The 17,350-nt window shown below is 72.7% G+C and carries 13 protein-coding genes; all 13 read right to left on the reverse strand.

All coding sequences use genetic code 11. The features are described from left to right. Positions 1-172: 172 nt before the first annotated feature. Positions 173-1,177, reverse strand: a complete 1,005-nt coding sequence (locus tag AC4H2H_RS05960; RefSeq protein ID WP_494369877.1) for a polyprenyl synthetase family protein — start codon at positions 1,175-1,177, stop codon at positions 173-175. A gap of 65 nt (positions 1,178-1,242) precedes the next feature. Further along, positions 1,243-3,051, reverse strand: a complete 1,809-nt coding sequence (gene nuoN / locus AC4H2H_RS05965; RefSeq protein WP_494369878.1) for an NADH-quinone oxidoreductase subunit NuoN — start codon at positions 3,049-3,051, stop codon at positions 1,243-1,245. Then, positions 3,048-4,715: an NADH-quinone oxidoreductase subunit M gene (locus tag AC4H2H_RS05970; RefSeq protein WP_494369879.1), complete on the reverse strand. Its 1,668-nt coding sequence runs from the start codon at positions 4,713-4,715 to the stop codon at positions 3,048-3,050. Before AC4H2H_RS05970 ends, nuoN begins: the two co-directional genes overlap by 4 nt. A 13-nt stretch (positions 4,716-4,728) precedes the next feature. After that, the gene (nuoL, locus tag AC4H2H_RS05975; protein WP_494369880.1) at positions 4,729-6,768 is read right to left on the reverse strand and encodes an NADH-quinone oxidoreductase subunit L; all 2,040 of its coding nucleotides are present in this window, start codon (positions 6,766-6,768) and stop codon (positions 4,729-4,731) included. Positions 6,769-6,781: 13 nt separating this feature from the next. Beyond that, positions 6,782-7,081 carry an NADH-quinone oxidoreductase subunit NuoK gene (nuoK, locus tag AC4H2H_RS05980; RefSeq protein WP_483775859.1) on the reverse strand — a complete coding sequence of 100 codons (300 nt, stop codon included), beginning with the start codon at positions 7,079-7,081 and terminating at the stop codon, positions 6,782-6,784. Next, on the reverse strand, positions 7,081-8,007 hold the full coding sequence (locus AC4H2H_RS05985; RefSeq protein WP_494369881.1) for an NADH-quinone oxidoreductase subunit J: 927 nt from the start codon (positions 8,005-8,007) through the stop codon (positions 7,081-7,083). The genes nuoK and AC4H2H_RS05985 overlap by 1 nt, the downstream gene beginning before the upstream one ends. Next, the gene (gene nuoI / locus AC4H2H_RS05990; RefSeq protein WP_494369882.1) at positions 8,004-8,753 is read right to left on the reverse strand and encodes an NADH-quinone oxidoreductase subunit NuoI; all 750 of its coding nucleotides are present in this window, start codon (positions 8,751-8,753) and stop codon (positions 8,004-8,006) included. Before nuoI ends, AC4H2H_RS05985 begins: the two co-directional genes overlap by 4 nt. Continuing rightward, a complete protein-coding gene (nuoH, locus tag AC4H2H_RS05995; RefSeq protein WP_494369883.1) occupies positions 8,746-10,167 on the reverse strand; it encodes an NADH-quinone oxidoreductase subunit NuoH in 1,422 nt (473 codons plus the stop codon). The genes nuoI and nuoH overlap by 8 nt, the downstream gene beginning before the upstream one ends. Beyond that, positions 10,164-12,845, reverse strand: coding sequence for an NADH-quinone oxidoreductase subunit G (locus AC4H2H_RS06000; protein ID WP_494369884.1), 2,682 nt, complete (start codon positions 12,843-12,845; stop codon positions 10,164-10,166). Before AC4H2H_RS06000 ends, nuoH begins: the two co-directional genes overlap by 4 nt. Beyond that, a complete protein-coding gene (gene nuoF, locus AC4H2H_RS06005; RefSeq protein WP_494369885.1) occupies positions 12,845-14,200 on the reverse strand; it encodes an NADH-quinone oxidoreductase subunit NuoF in 1,356 nt (451 codons plus the stop codon). Before nuoF ends, AC4H2H_RS06000 begins: the two co-directional genes overlap by 1 nt. Beyond that, positions 14,197-15,228 carry an NADH-quinone oxidoreductase subunit NuoE gene (gene nuoE / locus AC4H2H_RS06010; protein WP_494369886.1) on the reverse strand — a complete coding sequence of 344 codons (1,032 nt, stop codon included), beginning with the start codon at positions 15,226-15,228 and terminating at the stop codon, positions 14,197-14,199. Before nuoE ends, nuoF begins: the two co-directional genes overlap by 4 nt. Beyond that, entirely contained in the window at positions 15,225-16,604 is a 1,380-nt protein-coding gene (locus AC4H2H_RS06015; protein WP_494369887.1) for an NADH-quinone oxidoreductase subunit D, read from the reverse strand. The genes nuoE and AC4H2H_RS06015 overlap by 4 nt, the downstream gene beginning before the upstream one ends. Further along, on the reverse strand, positions 16,601-17,326 hold the full coding sequence (locus AC4H2H_RS06020; RefSeq protein ID WP_494369931.1) for an NADH-quinone oxidoreductase subunit C: 726 nt from the start codon (positions 17,324-17,326) through the stop codon (positions 16,601-16,603). The genes AC4H2H_RS06015 and AC4H2H_RS06020 overlap by 4 nt, the downstream gene beginning before the upstream one ends. Between the last annotated feature and the right edge of the window lie 24 nt (positions 17,327-17,350).

Raw genomic sequence — 17,350 nt, forward strand, 5'->3', positions numbered from 1 at the left:
CACCACGTCCCCCGGAGAGGTCCCCGGACACCGGCCGCGGCGCAGCTCGTCCAGCGTCCTACCAGGTCACACCGATGTCCGAGGCAACTGCTGGCCGCGCCTCGTGCGGACCTCCGCCGTGGCGGACGGCGAGCATCTTCACCTCGTTCTCACGAGGTGCTCGCCAGCCGGGTCAGGCGGCGCGGTCCGCGAGCGCCTCCGCGAACGACCGCAGCGCGTCGCTCACCGGCCCCGTGGGGAGCGCGTCGAGCTCGTCGACGGCCGAGCGCGCCCAGCGGACGGCCAGAGCACGCGTCTCGGCGAGCACCTCGTGGCGGCGCAGGGCGGCGACCGCCGACGCGAGAGCGGCGTCGTCCGTGAGGTCGGAGTCGAGGAGCTCGACGAGCTCGACGTCCGCCGCGTCCGAGGTGCCGTTCGCGATCCTCGCGCGCAGCAGCAGGACCGGCATCGTGGGGACCTTCTCGCGCAGGTCCGTACCGGGCGTCTTGCCGGACTCGTCGCCCGAGGACGCGAGGTCGAGGACGTCGTCGGCGAGCTGGAAGGCCACGCCGAGCTTCTCCCCGTACGCGGAGACGGTCTCGACCACGGCGTCGGAGCAGCCCGAGAACATCGCGCCCAGCCGCGCGGAGGTCGAGAGCAGCGACGCGGTCTTGTCGGCGAGCACCTGGAGGTAGTGCTCGACGGGGTCCTCGCCCTCCCCCGGGCCGGTCGTCTCGTGGAGCTGCCCGAGGCAGAGGCGCTCGAACGTCCGCGCCTGGATGAGGACGGCCTCCGGACCGAGCGCGGCGACGGTCGACGCGGCCCGCGCGAACAACAGGTCCCCGACCATGATCGCGACCGAGTTGCCCCACACCGCGTGCGCGGACGGCGCCCCACGGCGCACCGGCGCCGAGTCCATGACGTCGTCGTGGTAGAGCGACGCGAGGTGCGTGAGCTCCACGACGACGGCCGCCTCCTCCACCTCGGGGCGCGTCTCGTCACCGAGCTCGGCCGCAAGGAGCGTGAGCAGCGGTCGCAGCCGCTTGCCGCCCGCGTTGACGAGGTGCCGCGAGGCGGTGTCGGCGAGCGGGTCCGCGTGCGCGACGGCGGCCCGCAGCCGCGTCTCGACGCTCGCGAGTCGCTCGGTGAGCGCGGCAGCGAGCCCGGGGTCCGAGATCGGGATCGCGGTGGTCGTCACGGGCGCGGTCCGGGCGCGCTGCCCGGGCGGCACGGAAGGCACTGGAGGCCCTGGAGGCGCAGAGGTCACGGGACGAACTTAACCGCCTCGGCCGCCAGATCGAGAACCGGGGACGGGAACACACCGAGGACGAGCACGCCCAGGGCGCACACCGCGATCGCGATCGTCGTCGGACCGGTGGACCGTACGACCGTCACGCCCGTGCCGTCGGCAGTGCCCGGGGTGCTCCCGGAGGCGTCGGACGCCGCGGTGCCACCGGCCGGCGTGGTGAAGAACATCAGCACGATGATGCGGACGTAGAAGAACACCGCGACGGCCGAGGCCAGCACGCCGACGACGGCGAGCACCCACGTCGACCCCCCGCCCTGCCCGTCGGGGCCGGCGATCGCGGCGCCGAACGCGGTGAACTTCGCGATGAAGCCGGCGGTCAGCGGGATGCCCGCCATGGAGAGCAGGAAGAGCGAGAAGGTGCCTGCGAGCCACGGGCTCCGACGTCCGAGCCCGGCCCACTGTGCGAGGTGGGTGGCCTCGCCCAGCACCGCGACCGGTTCCGGGCCGGACGAGCCCGTGGAGCCGTCCGTGCCCGCGGCTCGAGCCCCGCCCGCCGACGACGCGTCGTCGGCCGCTGCTCCGGCGCCGACCGTGGCGGGCACCCGCTCGCGCGTCGGCGCGGTCTCGCGCACGAGCGTGACGACCGCGAAGGCGCCGACCGTGGCGAGACCGTAGACGAGGAGGTAGAACACCGTCGCGCGCAGCGACAGCTGCGAGAACCCGACGACGCCGACGAGGATGAACCCGGCGTGCGCGATCGACGAGTAGGCGAGGAGCCGCTTGACGTCGGTCTGCACCGCACCGACGACGGTCCCGACGACCATCGTGAGGAGCGTGACGATCCACAGGGCGACGAACAGGTCCTCGCGCGTGGCGGGCGAGGACTGCGCGAGCCCGAGGCTCACGACGTACAGGACCCGCAGGAGCGCCCCGAACGCCGCGGCCTTGGTGCACGCCGCCATGAACCCGGTGATCGGCGTCGGCGCACCCTGGTAGACGTCGGGTGTCCACGCGTGGAACGGCGCGGCGCCGATCTTGAAGAGCAGACCGGCGAGGATCAGCAGCACGCCGACGACGACGAGGCCCGGCATGGTCGCGAGCGGCCCCTCGGGCGCGGCGAGCGCCTGGTAGACCACGGCGAGGTCGACCGACCCCGCGAAGCCGTAGACGAGCGCGACGCCGAACACGAACAGCGCGGAGGCGAACGCGCCGAGCAGGAAGTACTTGAACGACGCCTCCTGCGACAGCAGGCGCCGGCGGCGCGCCATCGCCGAGAGCACGTAGAGCGGCAGCGAGAGCACCTCGAGCGCCACGAACATCACGAGGAGGTTCCCGGTCGCCGGGAAGATCATCATGCCGCCGACGGCGAAGAGCACGAGCGGGTACACCTCGGTCTGCTCGAGCCCCTTGCGCCGCGTGAGGTCCTCGTACGGGGACCCCGGCACGGCCGCCGCGGACGGCGCGAACGCGTCCTGGCCGGTCGCGGTGCGGTCGGCGATCACGAGGATCGCGAGGAAGGCGAGCAGGACGACGATGCCCTGGATCGCGAGCCCGAACGGGTCGATCACCATCGACCCGCCCAGCACGCGCACCCCGTAGGGCGAGCCGTCGGCCCCCTGGACGACGGGGTCGCGCCACAGCACGACGACGAAGGCGAACGCGACGGCGGTCGCGAGCAGCGCGAGCGCGACCTGGGTCGTGCGCCGGACCCGCGCCGGGACGAACGCCTCGACGAGCACACCGACCACGCCGGCGCCGAGCACGGCGAGGACCGGGGCGAGGTACAGCCAGTCGACCGTGGGGGCCACGAAGGAGTCGCTCACGACTCGCTCCCTTCGTCGGTGCTCGGAGTGAGGTGCGGCGCCCGTCCTTCGACGGCCATGCCGTCGTAGGGGCCGCCGAACGGGTCGGCGCGCTGCGGGTCCACGACGCCTGCGGGCGAGAGGTCGGACAGCGTGACCTGGGCCGGCTCACGGACGAGGTCGAGCGCGGGGGCCGGGTAGAAGCCGAGGACGACGAGCACGACGAGCAGCGGCGCGACGACCCACTTCTCGCGTGCCCCCAGATCGGGGAGCTGGTCGAGGCCCTCGCGCGTGCCGCCCGTGAAGATCCGCTGGTACGTGATCAGGACGTAGAGCGCGGCGAGGACGACGCCGAGCACCGCGACGAGCGCGGCCCACGGGCTGCGGGCGAAGGTTCCGACGAGCACCATGATCTCGCTGACGAACGTCGACAGCCCGGGCAGCGAGAGCGCGGAGAGTCCCGCCACGAGGAACGTCCCGGCGAGGACCGGGGTCACCTTCTGCAGCCCGCCGTAGTCCGCGATGCGCTGCGAGCGCTCCGGGTGCCGGGCGATGAGGAAGCCCGCGAGGAGGAACAGCGCCCCGGTCGAGACGCCGTGGTTGACCATGTACAGCGACGACCCGGACACGCTGAGCGACGTGAACGCGAAGATCCCGAGCACGATGAACCCGAAGTGGGACACCGACGTGTACGCGATGAGGCGCATGAGGTCGCTCTGCCCGATCGCCATGAGCGCGCCGTAGAGGATCGAGACGACGGCGAGGACGATCACCACCGGGGCGGCCCACGCGCTCGCGCTGGGGAAGAGCGGGAGGCACAGCGTGAGCATCCCGAACGTCCCGACCTTGTCGAGCACGCCGACGAGCAGCGTGGACGTCCCCGCCGGGGCGTGCTGCGCCGCGTCGGGCAACCAGGTGTGCACCGGGAAGAGCGGGGCCTTGATCGCGAACGCGAGGAAGAACCCGAGGAACAGCAGGCGCTCGGTCGTCACGGGCATGGGGTTCTCGGCGAAGTACCCCACGAGGTTCGCCGTGAGGAACGCGTCCTCCGGGCGCGCGCCCGTGGCCGGGTCGATCGGCACCTGCACGTACAGCGCGATGACCGCCGCGAGCATGATCAGCCCGCCCGCGAGCGAGAAGAGCAGGAACTTCACGGCCGCGTAGCGCCGTCGTGCGCCGACCCCGAAGCCGCCGATCATGAAGTAGACCGGGATCAGCATCGCCTCGAACAGGACGTAGAAGAGGAACACGTCGCGCGCGACGAACACCGCGACCATGAACGCCTCGAGCAGCAGCACGAGCGCGAGGTAGTGGCGCAGGCGGCGCACGTCGCCGTCCTGCTCCTTCCACGCCGCGGCGACGACGAGCGGGACGAGGAGCACCGCGAGCGCGACGAGGGCGAGCGCGACGCCGTCGGCGCCGACGGCGTAGCTCGCCCCGATCTGCGGGATCCACGCGGAGGTCTCGGCGAGCTGGTAGGTGCCGGCCGCGGACGTGTCGAACGCGGTGAACGCGCCGACGAGGAGCGCGAGCTCGACGAGCGCCGCACCGATCGCGATGCCGCGCACCGCGCGCAGCGCACCCGCGCCGACGCCGCGCGTGCGAGCCGCACCCGTCAGCCAGACGGCGGCGGCACCCACGAGGGGCCACGCGACGAGGAGGGTCAACCAGGGGACCGTGCTCATGACTCTCTCCCTCTCAGCTCGCGGTGCCGGTGGTCAGGGCGAGCACGACGGCCACGACGACCACGAGGCCGCCGAGCATCGTCGCGCCGTACGAGCGCACGTAGCCGTTCTGCCACCCGCGCAGCCACTCCCCCACCCGGCCGACCATGCCCGCGAGGCCCATCCAGCCGCCGTCGACCACCTCCTTGTCGGCGTAGACCAGGGACCGCGTGAGGTACTGGCCGGGCCGCATGAACACGGTCTCGTTGACGTCGTCCTGGTAGAGGTCGCGCCGGGCCGCGCGCGTGAGCACGGAGCCGCGCGGGGCGCGGATCGGCACGAGCGAGACGACGTACTGCCGCCACGCGAGCGCGACGCCGAGGAGCACCAGGACGAGCGTGAGCGTGATGAGCGACCACACCGGCAGCACCGGCTCGTGGTGCTCGGCGTGCCCGGTGACGGGCTCGAGCCACGTGACGAACCGGCCGCCCGCGTTGAGGACGAACCCGAGACCGACCGACCCGACCGCGAGGACGATCATGGGCCACGTCATGAGGCCCGGGGACTCGTGCGGGTGCCGGACGGGGCCGTCCTGAGCGCCGAGACCGTCCTCTCTGCCATGCCCGTCGTTCCAGCGGCGTCGGCCGAGGAACGTCATGAAGAACAGGCGCGACATGTAGAACGCCGTGATCCCGGCGCCGATCAGCGCGGCGCCGCCGAACACCCACGCGCGCCACGGCTCGCCGTCGACCGGGACGAACGCGGCCTCGATGATCTTGTCCTTGCTCCAGAACCCGGAGAACGGCGGGATACCGAGGATCGCGAGCCAGCCGAGGCCGAACGTGATCGTGGTGACCTTCATGTACCGGGTGAGCCCGCCGAAGCGGCGCATGTCGACCTGGTCGTCCATGCCGTGCATGACGGACCCCGCCCCGAGGAACATCCCGGCCTTGAAGAAGCCGTGCGTGACGAGGTGGAAGATCGCGAACGCGTACCCGATCGGGCCGAGCCCGGCCGCGAGGATCATGTACCCGATCTGGGACATCGTCGACGCGGCGAGCGCCTTCTTGATGTCGTCCTTCGCGCAGCCGACGATCGCCCCGAAGATCAGGGTCACCGCCCCGACGATCACCACGACGAGCTGGGCCGTGGGCGCGCCCTCGAAGATCGGCGCGGAGCGCACGACGAGATAGACGCCCGCGGTCACCATGGTGGCGGCGTGGATGAGCGCCGAGACCGGCGTCGGGCCGGCCATGGCGTCCCCGAGCCACGCCTGGAGCGGGAACTGCGCCGACTTGCCGCACGCGGCCAGCAGGAGCGCGAGGCCGGTCGCGGTGAGCAGCGCGGTCGACGCCTCGGGCACGTTGGCGAACACCGTCGTGAAGTCGACGGCGCCGAACGTCGCGAACATCAGCATGAGCGCGACGATGAGGCCGATGTCGCCCACGCGGTTCATGACGAACGCCTTCTTCGCCGCGACCGCGTAGTCGCGGCGGTGGTTCCAGAACCCGATGAGCAGGTACGACGCGAGACCGACGCCCTCCCAGCCGACGAAGAGCAGGAGGTAGGAGTCGGCGAGGACGAGGATCAGCATCGCCGCGACGAACAGGTTGAGGTACGCGAAGAACCGGCGCCGGTCCCGGTCGTGCGCCATGTAGGCGACCGCGTAGACGTGGATGAGCGTCCCGACGAACGTCACGAGGAGCACGAAGGTCATCGACAGCGGGTCGATGCGCAGCCCGACCGCGAGGTCGAGCCCGCCCGACACGATCCAGTCGAACAGGCGGTAGTCGACGACCCGCTCGTCGGCCGGGAGGCCGAGCATCGCGACGAACACGACGAGCCCCACGACGAAGGCCGCCGCGGACATGAGCACGCCGAACCACGCGCCCCACCGGTCGCTGCGGCGGCCGGCGAGGAGCAGCACGGCGGCCCCGAGGAGCGGCAGCAGCACGAGGAACGGTGCCGCGAGGAACGGCCCGGGCACGATCTCGCTCGCGGGCACGAGGTCGGTGGCGCCCGGCAGGACGGCCGTCAGGGCCGACGGCGCGGGCGAGGACAGGAGCATCGTCATCGGTGCCGGCCCCTCAGCTCTTGAGCAGGTTGACGTCGTCGACCGAGGCGGACCGACGGGTGCGGAAGATGGCGACGATGATCGCGAGGCCGACGACGACCTCGGCGGCCGCGACGACCATGACGAAGAACGCGAGCACCTGCCCGGTCACGTCGCCGTGCATGCGCGCGAAGGTGACGAACGCGAGGTTGGTCGCGTTGAGCATGAGCTCGACGCCCATGAACACGATGATCGCGTTGCGTCGCAGCAGGACGGTCGCGGCGCCGATCGCGAAGAGGATCGCGGCGAGCACGACGTAGTTGGTGAGCTCCATCAGTCGTCTCCTCCCCGGGCTCCCGGAGCGTCGCCGGGCACGCGGGACCGGCCGGGCTGGTCGGGTCCCGTGACATCACCGGCAGGCTCCTCGCCCGCCGGCTCGACCGGGACGGTGCGCTCGCTCGCGTCGCCGGCCCGCAGCGCCCGCAGCGCGCGCAGCGGCTCGTGCTCGACGAGCACCTCGCGCTCCGCCTCGAGGATCGTGCCCGCGGAGCGCTCCTGCCCGCGGATGCGCAGGATGCGCGACACGGACTCCTCGATGGGCCGGCCCTGCGGGTCGAGCGCCGGGGTGTCCATCGCGTTGTTCTGCGCGTAGACGCCGGGCGCGGCGAGCGGTGTGAGGCGGCCGCCCTGCTCGAGCGCGGCGACCTTCGCGTCCGCCTGCTCGCGCTGCCCGACCTTGGGCACGAGGCGACGCCGGTGCGTGAGCACGAGCGCCGACACCGCGGCGGTGATGAGCAGGATGCCCACGACCTCCATCGCGAACACGTAGTCGGCGAAAAGCACGCGCGCGAGCGCCACGGGGTTCGTCGCCTCGTTGGCGGCGGCCAGACCGACCGCCGGCGGGAAGGTCGCCTGCGACACCACCCCGACGAGCACGGCACCGAGACCGAGGCCGAGCAGCACGCCGATCCAGCGCTGGCCGCGGATCGTCTCGACGAGCGAGTCCGACGCGTCGACGCCGACGAGCATGAGGACGAAGAGGAACAGCATCATGACGGCGCCCGTGTACACCACGATCTGCACGACGCCGAGGAACGGGGCCTCCTGCGCGATGTAGAGGATCGCGAGGTCGACCATGACGAACATGACGGCGATCGCCGCGTGCACCGCCTTGCGCGAGAAGAGCAGCGAGAGCGCCGCGAGCACCATGAGGGGGGCGAGGACCCAGAAGAGGACCGCCTCGCCGCCGCTCGCGGTCACGGAGTCACCTTCCGGGCCGTCGTGCGCGCTCCCCGGCCGGACGGCGTGACCCGCCGGACCTCCGGCGTCGGGCCCGCGGGCTCCGGCGGCAGGGTCGGGTCGTCCGGGCGGTGCTCGCGCACCCACGCCACCTGCTCGTCCGCCGTCGCGGTCACCTCGCCGCGGTAGTACTCCGTGTCCGACGCCCCCGGGACCATCGGGTGCGGCGCCGCGAGCATCCCCTCCCGCAGCGGGGCGAGGAGGTCTTCCTTCTCCCAGATCAGCCCCTCGCGCGTCGGGCCGGCGAGCTCGTACTCGTTCGTCATCGTCAGCGCACGCGTGGGGCACGCCTCGATGCACAGCCCGCAGAAGATGCAACGCAGGTAGTTGATCTGGTAGACGCGGCCGTACCTCTCCCCGGGCGACATGTGGCCGCCGTCAGGCAGGTCGGCGTTGTCGGCGCCCTCGACGTAGATCGCGTCCGCGGGGCACGCCCACGCGCACAGCTCGCAGCCGATGCACTTCTCGAGCCCGTCCGCGTACCGGTTGAGCTGGTGCCGCCCGTGGTAGCGCGCCTTGGTGGGCACCTTCTGGCGCGGGTACTGCTCGGTGACGGTCGGTCGGAACATCGACGAGAACGTCACGCCGAACCCCGCGACCGGGGCGAGCGCCTCGCGCAGCCCCGTCGCCTGCGGGCGCCGGACGGTGTACTCCCCGGGCTCCGTCGGTCCGGCCTCACCGGCTCGCTGCTTCTGGTCGTCAGCCACGGTCGACCTCCTTGTCGTGAGGCGGGTTGGCGGCGGAGCCGCCGGGTGAGCCGGGCGTCCCGGCCGAGCGTGCGTCGTCGGGCACGAGGGCACGACGGCGCGGCGACGGCGGGAGCGACTGGCCGGGCAGCGGCGGGACGGGGAACCCGCCCGCGAACGCGTCGAACGGCTCGGTCCCCACGCGCCCGCGAGCGCCCGGGGCCCCAGGGGCGCCTGGGGGCGCCTTCTTCTCGGGCCAGAACCACACCACGACCACGACGACGAGCGCGATCGCGACCGCGATCCCGACGAACACGCGCAGGTCGACGTCGAGGAACTGGCGCACGGCCTGCGCGACGGCGAGGAGCACGAGCCACGCGAGCGCGAAGGGGATGAGGACCTTCCAGCCGAAGCGCATGAACTGGTCGTACCGCAGGCGCAGGAGCGTGCCGCGGACCCAGACGAACAGGAACATGAAAGCCCACGTCTTGGCGAGGAACCAGAGGATCGGCCACCAGCCCTCGTTGAACATGCCGTCGTTGATCGCCGAGAGCGGCCAGGGGGCACGCCACCCGCCGAGGAACAGCGTCGTCGCGACCGCGGACACGTTGAGCATGTTGATGTACTCCGCGAGGAAGAACCACGCGAACTTCATCGACGAGTACTCGGTCATGTACCCGGACACGAGCTCACCCTCGGCCTCGGGGAGGTCGAACGGGAGGCGGTTCGTCTCGCCGATCATCGAGATGACGTAGATGACGAACGCGGGCAGGAGCGGCAGGAACCACCAGAGCTGGGTCTGCGAGTCGACGATGGTGGACGTCGACATCGACCCCGCCATGACGAACACCGACACGAGCGACAGGCCCATCGCGAGCTCGTAGCTGATGACCTGGGCGGTCGAGCGCACGGACCCGAGCAGCGGGTACGTCGATCCCGACGACCAGCCGCCGAGCACGATCCCGTACACGCCGAGCGAGGCGCACGCGAGGATGTAGAGCACGGCCACCGGGAAGTCGGTGAGCTGGGCCGGGGTGACGAATTCCGTGAACGGGATCTGCACCTCGGGACCGAACGGGATGACCGCGAACACGAGCAACGCGCAGAACACGGAGATCATCGGCGCGAGCAGGTAGACGAACTTGTCCGCGGCCTTGACGGTGATGTCCTCCTTGAGCAGGAGCTTCATCGCGTCGGCGAGCGACTGCAGCAGGCCGAACGGGCCGTGCCAGTTCGGGCCGGGCCGCACCTGCATGCGCGCGACGACCTTGCGCTCGAACCAGATCGCCACGAGCACGCTCGTGAGCAGGAACACGATGATGAGCACGGCCTTGACCAGGTACGTCCAGCCGTTGTCCTGCGAGAAGTTCGCGACGATCCCCGGGACGCCCGGGGTCTCGGCCGCGAGAGCGCTGACCACGTGGGCGCCGTTCATGCGACCTTCCCTCCGTCGGTGCTCCCGGGCTCGAGCGTCACGACGTCGCCGGGTACCGCGCCGAGCGTCGCGTGCACCGCCGAGCCGGCGGAGCGCAGCGGCACCCACACCACGTGGTCGACCATGTCGGTGACGACGACCGGCAGCGTGAGCGCTCCCCGGTCGGTCGCGACCCGCACGAGCTCGCCGTCGAACACGTCGACGGCGGCCGCGGTCACGGCGGACATCCGGGCGACCGGCCGCTTGGCCGTCCCCGCGAGGTAGCGCTCGCCGTCCTGGCCGCGCGCGTCGTCGAGCAGGAGGCGCCAGCTCGCGAGGACCGCGGTCCCCGGCGCGACGGCGGGCGGCTCGGTCGTCGCGGCGTCCGGTGCGGCGACGCGTCCGCCGTCCCACGCGGCGTCGCCGAGCAGCTGCGCGAGCTCGGCACGCACCGCGTCCACGGTGCCGAGCCCGAGCGTCACGCCCGCCGCGTCGGCGAGCGCGTCGAGCACGCGGTGGTCGGTCATGGCCGTCGACGCGAGCGCCGCGGGGAACGGGCGCAGACGCCCCTCCCAGCTCACGTACGCGCCCTCGCGCTCGACCGGCGGCGCGACGGGGAGCACGACGTCGGCCAGCTCGGTCACCGCCGATCGCCGCACCTCGAGCGAGACGACGACGTCCGCCGCCTCGAGCGCGCGGCGCGCGTGCGCGGGGTCGGGCAGGTCGTCGAGCTCGAGGCCGCCGACGAGCACGCCCGAGAGCTGCCCCACGGAGAGGGCGTCGAGCATGTCGCCCGTGTCGCGACCGGTCGTCGCCGGCAGGCCCGTCGGGAGGTCGTCCGAGGCGTGCACGCCCCAGACCGTCGCGACGTCGACGCGCGCCGCGGCGTCCGCCACGGGGCGTCCGCCCGGCAGGAGGCCCGGCAGCGTGCCGGCCTCGACGCCGCCGCGTTCGCCCGCGCGGCGCGGGACCCACGCGACGCGCGCGCCCGTCGCCGCCGCGACCCGCAGGACCGCACTCAGCCCGCCGCGCGTCGCCGCCAGGCGCTCGCCGACGAGGATCACCGCGCCGGGGACCCGGAGTGCGTCGCTCGCGTCGGCGAGCGCGTCGGAACCGCTCGCCTCGTCCAGCGTGCGGACGCGGTCCCCCGCGGCGATGCCGTCGAGCCACTCGGCCTCGGTGCCCGGCGCCGCCGGGAGCAGCGTGCCGTGCAGGCGCTCGATCCCCCGCGACGCGAACGGCGCGACGGCGAAGACCCGCACACCGTGCTGCAGCACGCCCTTGCGCAGGCGCAGGAAGACGACGCCCGCCTCCTCCTCGGCCTCCAGGCCGACGAGGAGCACCGCGGGCGCCTTCTCGAGCTCGGTGAACGTCACGCCCAGGCCCGTCCCGGCGACGGCGTGCGCGAGGAAGTCGGCCTCCTCGGCGCTGTGCGCGCGGGCGCGGTGGTCGACGTCGTTGGTGCGCAGCCAGGTCCGCGCGGCCTTCGCGTAGGCATAGGCGTCCTCGACCGTGAGCCGCCCACCCGGGAGCACGCCCACGCCGCCGGCGTCGCGCGCCCGGGTGAGCGCGTCCGCCGCGACCTCGAGCGCCTCGGCCCACGACGCGGGGCGCAGCTCGCCACGCGTGACCGTGCCGTCCGGTGCGACCTCGCGGTCGCGGACCAGCGGGTGCGTGAGGCGGTCCGGCGCGGACTGCCAGGTGAACGCGAAGCGGTCCTTGTCGGTGATCCACTCCTCGTTGACGAGCGGGTCGTCGCCCGCGAGGCGTCGCAGCACCACGCCGCGGCGGTGGTCGACCCGGATCGCGGAACCCGACGAGTCGTGCTCGGCCACGGACGGCGTCGACACGAGGTCGAACGGACGCGAGCGGAACCGGTAGGCCGCGCCGGTGAGCGCACCCACCGGGCAGATCTGCACCGTGTTCCCCGAGAAGTACGAGGCGAACGGCAGCCCCGACTCGTCCTCGAGCGCGAGACCCACCGGCCGGTCGCCCGGCTCCTGCCCCGCCGGCGGCGCCCAGTCGAGCACCGCCTCGTCGAACCGGCCGATCTGCTGGGCCGCGCCGCGCTTCTGCAGGTCGATGAACGCGTCGCCCGCGATCTCCTTCGAGAACCGCGTGCAGCGCTGGCACAGCACGCAGCGCTCGCGGTCGAGGAGGATCTCGGTCGAGACGCTGATCGGCTTGGGGAACGTGCGCTTGACGTCGACGAACCGGCTCGTCGCGCGCCCGTTGCTCATCGCCTGGTTCTGCAGCGGGCACTCCCCGCCCTTGTCGCACACCGGGCAGTCGAGCGGGTGGTTGATGAGCAGCATCTCCATGATGCCGTGCTGCGCCTTGTCCGCGACGGCGCTCGTGCGCTGGGTCTTGACCACCATGCCCGGCGTCGCCTCGAGCGTGCACGACGCCTGCGGCTTCGGCATGGGCCTGACGTTGCCCTCGCGGTCCGGCGCGGCGACCTCCACGAGGCACTGGCGGCACGCACCGGCCGGTGCGAGCAGCGGGTGGTCGCAGAACCGCGGGATCTGGATGCCGATCTGCTCCGCCGCGCGGATCACGAGCGTGCCCTTCGGCACCGACATCTCGATGTCGTCGATCGTGAACGTCACGTGGTCGGCGGGCACGGGCGGCGTGGCCGGGCCGCCCGACGGCGCGGCGGGTGCCGGGCCGGTCCCCGGCGCGGGGGTCGTCGTCGTCATCAGTGAGCTCCTGCCGTCAGGACGCGCGCGGCGCGGGGCGTGTAGTCGAACAGCGCCGCGGCCGAGGGGTCGAACGGGCACCCGTGCCCGGAGATGTGCGCCTCGTACTCGTCGCGGAAGAGCTCGATGCTGCTCGTCACGGGCGACGTCGCGCCGTCGCCGAGCGCGCAGAACGCGCGCCCGAGGATGTTGTCGCACGTGTCGAGGAGCAGGTCGAGGTCGGCCTCGGTGCCCTGTCCCGCCTCGATGCGGGCCAGCACCTGCTTCATCCAGTACGTGCCCTCGCGGCACGGCGTGCACTTGCCGCACGACTCGTGCGCGTAGAAGTCCGTCCACCGGCTCACCGCGCGCACGACGCACGTGGTCTCGTCGAAGAGCTGCAGCGCGCGCGTGCCGAGCATCGACCCCGCCGCCGCCACCGACTCGTAGTCGAGGGGCGTGTCGAGGTGCGCGTCGGTGAACAGCGGCGTCGACGACCCGCCGGGCGTCCAGAACTTGAGCGCCTTGCCGCCGCGCATCCCGCCGGCCAGGTCGAGCAGCTCGCGCAGCGTCGTCCCGAGCGGCGCCTCGTACTGGCCCGGCCGCGTCACGTGTCCCGACAGCGAGAACAGGCCGTAGCCCGCCGAGCGCTCGGTGCCCATCGACGTGAACCAGTCCGCGCCCCGCTCGACGATCGACGGGACGCTCGCGATGGACTCGACGTTGTTGACGACCGTCGGCCGCGCGTACAGGCCCGCGACCGCGGGGAACGGCGGCTTGAGGCGCGGCTGGCCGCGCAGGCCCTCGAGCGAGTCGAGCAGCGCCGTCTCCTCGCCGCAGATGTACGCGCCCGCACCCGCGTGGACCGTGACGTCGAGGTCGAAGCCCGAGCCCTGGACGTCCTTGCCCAGGAACCCCGCCTCGTACGCCTCCTCGACCGCGCGCAGCAGCCGCCGGTACACGTGCAGCACCTCGCCGCGCACGTAGATGAACGCGTGGTCGCACCCGATCGCGTACGACGTGATCGCCACGCCCTCCACGAGCGCCTGCGGGCTCGCCAGCATGAGCGGGATGTCCTTGCACGTGCCCGGCTCGGACTCGTCGGCGTTGACGACGAGGTAGCGGGGGCCGCCGTCGGGCGGGGGCAGGAAGCCCCACTTCATGCCCGTGGGAAACCCGGCGCCGCCACGGCCACGCAGGCCCGACGCCTTGACCGTCGCGACGACGTCCGCCGGGTCCTGCGCGAGCGCCGCGCGCAACCCCGCGTACCCTCCGCGGTCGAGGTAGGACTGCAACGTCCACGACCGGTCTGCGTCCCACGTGTCCGACAGGACCGGGGTCAGCGGGTCGTGTCGCGTCCCGTTCTGCTCGCTCATGCGTCCGCTCCCTTCGACGGGTCGGGCTTCGTGCCGGGCGTGCCGGGCTTGCCGCCCGGGTCGACGTCGGCGTCGGTCGTGGGTGGGCGCTCGGCGCTCGACTGCTCTTCCCCTGTGGCTGGCTCGCCTCCGGCGGGGGAGGCGGCGTCGGGGCTCGGGCTACCATCCGCGCCGCTCGTTCCTCGCGGCGCTCCCGCCAGGCCCGCCACGCCCTTCGCCTCCGACGCCGCCTCCCCCGCCTCTGCGTCCGTCTCACCCGCGGTCGTGGGTTCCGTCGTGCCCGACGGCGGGGTGGGGGCTTCGGCGCTCGGCTCGCCCGTGGGGGCGGTCCAGCCGTGCTCGCGGGCGAGGCGGAGGCCGGCGAGGGTGGGCTCGCCGGCGCCGACGCCCTCGTCGGCGCGGCCGTCGGAGAAGCCGGCGAGGACGCGGCTCATCTGCTTGAAGCTGCAGACGCTCGCGGCGCCGCGGGTCGGGGCGACCTGCTCGCCGGCGCGGAGGCGGTCGACGACGTCGGTCGCGCTGCCGGGGGTCTGGTTGTCGAAGAACTCCCAGTTGACCATCATGACCGGGGCGTAGTCGCAGGCCGCGTTGCACTCGACGCGCTCGAGCGTGATCGCGCCGTCGTCGGTCGTCTCGTCGTGCCCGACGCCGAGGTGCTCGGACAGCTCGTCGAAGATCGCGTCGCCGCCCATGATCGCGCAGAGCGTGTTGGTGCAGACGCCCACGGTGTAGGTGCCGTTGGGGTGGCGCTTGTACTGGGTGTAGAACGTCGCGACGGCGGAGACCTCCGCCGCGGTGAGGTCGAGCTGCTCCGCGCAGAACAGGATGCCGTGGCGCGAGACGTACCCGTCCTCCGACTGCACCAGGTGCAGCATCGGCAGGAGCGCCGAGCGCGCCTGGGGGTAGCGCGCGACGATCTGCGCGGCGTCGGCTGCGAGGCGCGCGTACGTCTCGGCGTCGTAGCCCGGTCGCGAGCGCGGTCCGCCCGCGGGCGAGCCGTTCGTCGCAGGTCCGGCGTCGATCGTCATCGGTCCACCCCTCCCAGCACCGGGTCCAGGGACGCCACCGCGACGACGACGTCGGCCACCTGGCCGCCCTCGCACATCGCCGCCACGGCCTGGAGGTTGTTGAACGACGGGTCGCGGAAGTGCGCCCGGTAGGGGCGCGTGCCGCCGTCGGACACGAGGTGCACCCCGAGCTCGCCACGCGGGTGCTCCACGGTCTGCCACGCCTGCCCGACGGGGACGCGGAAGCCCTCGGTGACGAGCTTGAAGTGGTGGATCAGGGCCTCCATCGAGGTGCCCATGATCTCCTTGATGTGGTCGAGCGAGTTGCCCTGGCCGTCGCTGCCGAGCGCGAGCTGCGCGGGCCACGCGATCTTCCTGTCGCCCACCATGACCGGCTGCCCGGCCGTGGCCTCGAGGCGCTCGAGGCACTGCTCGACGATGTGCAGGGACTGGTAGCACTCCTCGAGCCGCAGGACGACGCGGTCGTAGCAGTCGGCGCCCTCGGCGGTCGGGACGTCGAAGTCGTACGTCTCGTACCCGCAGTAGGGGTCGGACTTGCGGACGTCGTACGGCAGGCCTGTCGAGCGCAGCACCGGCCCCGTGATCCCGAGCGCCATGCACCCGGCGAGGCTGAGGTGCCCGACACCGACGAGCCGGCCCTTGAAGATCGGGTTGGCGAGCATGAGGTCGCCGAGCTGACCGAGGTAGCGCCGGATCATCGGCTCCGCGTTCCGCACCTGCTCGACGAGGTCCGGCGGCACGTCCAGCGACACCCCGCCGGGCCGGACGTACGCGTGGTTCATGCGCAGGCCCGTGACCGCCTCGAAGATCCGCAGGATCTCCTCGCGCGCCGTGAACGCGACGGTCATCACGGTGGTCGCGCCCATCTCGTTGCCACCGGTGCCGAGGCACACGAGGTGGGACGCGATGCGGTTGAGCTCCATCATGAGCACCCGGATGACGCTCGCCCGCTCGGGGACGTCGTCCGTGATCCCGAGGAGCTTCTCGACGGCGAGGCAGTACGCCGTCTCCTGGAACAGGGGCGCGAGGTAGTCCATGCGGGTGCAGAACGTGACGCCCTGCGTCCACGTCCGGAACTCCATGTTCTTCTCGATGCCCGTGTGCAGGTAGCCGATGCCGCACCGCGCCTCGGTGACCGTCTCGCCGTCGATCTCGAGCATGAGCCGGAGCACGCCGTGCGTCGACGGGTGCTGCGGGCCCATGTTGACGACGATGCGCTCCTCGCCGAGCGCGGCGGCGGCCACCGCGCTCTGCGCGATGTCCTCCCAGTCGCCGCCCGACGCCTCGAAGCTCGGGACGCCGGGCTCGAAGTCCCCGACGGGCGGTCGCGTGGCGTGCGGGGCGGACCCCGGGGCGCCGGTGGTGTGCGTGCTCACGAGTACGACCTCCTCGTGTCCGGGGGTGGGATGGTCGCGCCCTTGTACTCGACCGGTATCCCGCCGAGCGGATAGTCCTTGCGCTGCGGGTGGCCCGGCCAGTCGTCGGGCATCTCGATGCGCGCGAGCGCCGGGTGGCCGTCGAAGACGATGCCGAAGAAGTCCCACGTCTCGCGCTCGTGCCAGTCGTTCGTCGGGTAGACCGACGTCGTCGACGGGACGTGCGGGTCGGCGTCGGGAACGGCGACCTCGACGCGCAGACGGCGCCCGTGCGTGACCGACGTGAGGTGGTAGACGGCGTGCAGCTCGCGGCCGACGTCGTGCGGGAAGTGCACGCCGCTCACGCCGAGGCTCAGCTCGAAGCGCAGGTCCTGGTCGTCGCGCAGCGCGCGGCACACGTCGAGCAGGTGGTCGCGGTGGACGTGGAGCGTCAGCTCGGCGTGCCTCCCGGGCGGGTCGACGACGACGCGCTCGACCGCGGCGTCGAACCCGACCCCCGCCTCGGCGAGCACCTCGGCGAGGACGTCCACGACGTCGTCGAACCAGCCGCCGTACGGGCGCGGGCTCGCGCCCGGCATCGCGACCGGCTGGACGAGCCCGCCGTAGCCTGACGTGTCGCCCGATCCCTGGGTGCCGAACATGCCCTGGCGCACCTCGACGACCTCGAGCGTGCGGGGCGCCCGCGCGCCGCTCACGAGGTCGCCCGACCGAGGGCCGTTCACCTCCTCGGGCTGCGGCACCGGCGT

Source organism: Cellulosimicrobium sp. BMG9.22, from assembly GCF_059159975.1.

Bases quoted from the DNA above. Each gene is read 5' to 3' on its own strand.
- AC4H2H_RS05970 (WP_494369879.1), bottom strand. From the start codon at position 4,715: ATGAGCACGGTCCCCTGGTTGACCCTCCTCGTCGCGTGGCCCCTCGTG.
- nuoL (WP_494369880.1), bottom strand. From the start codon at position 6,768: ATGACGATGCTCCTGTCCTCGCCCGCGCCGTCGGCCCTGACGGCCGTC.
- nuoK (WP_483775859.1), bottom strand. From the start codon at position 7,081: ATGGAGCTCACCAACTACGTCGTGCTCGCCGCGATCCTCTTCGCGATC.
- nuoH (WP_494369883.1), bottom strand. From the start codon at position 10,167: ATGAACGGCGCCCACGTGGTCAGCGCTCTCGCGGCCGAGACCCCGGGC.
- AC4H2H_RS06000 (WP_494369884.1), bottom strand. From the start codon at position 12,845: ATGACGACGACGACCCCCGCGCCGGGGACCGGCCCGGCACCCGCCGCG.
- nuoF (WP_494369885.1), bottom strand. From the start codon at position 14,200: ATGAGCGAGCAGAACGGGACGCGACACGACCCGCTGACCCCGGTCCTG.
- nuoE (WP_494369886.1), bottom strand. From the start codon at position 15,228: ATGACGATCGACGCCGGACCTGCGACGAACGGCTCGCCCGCGGGCGGA.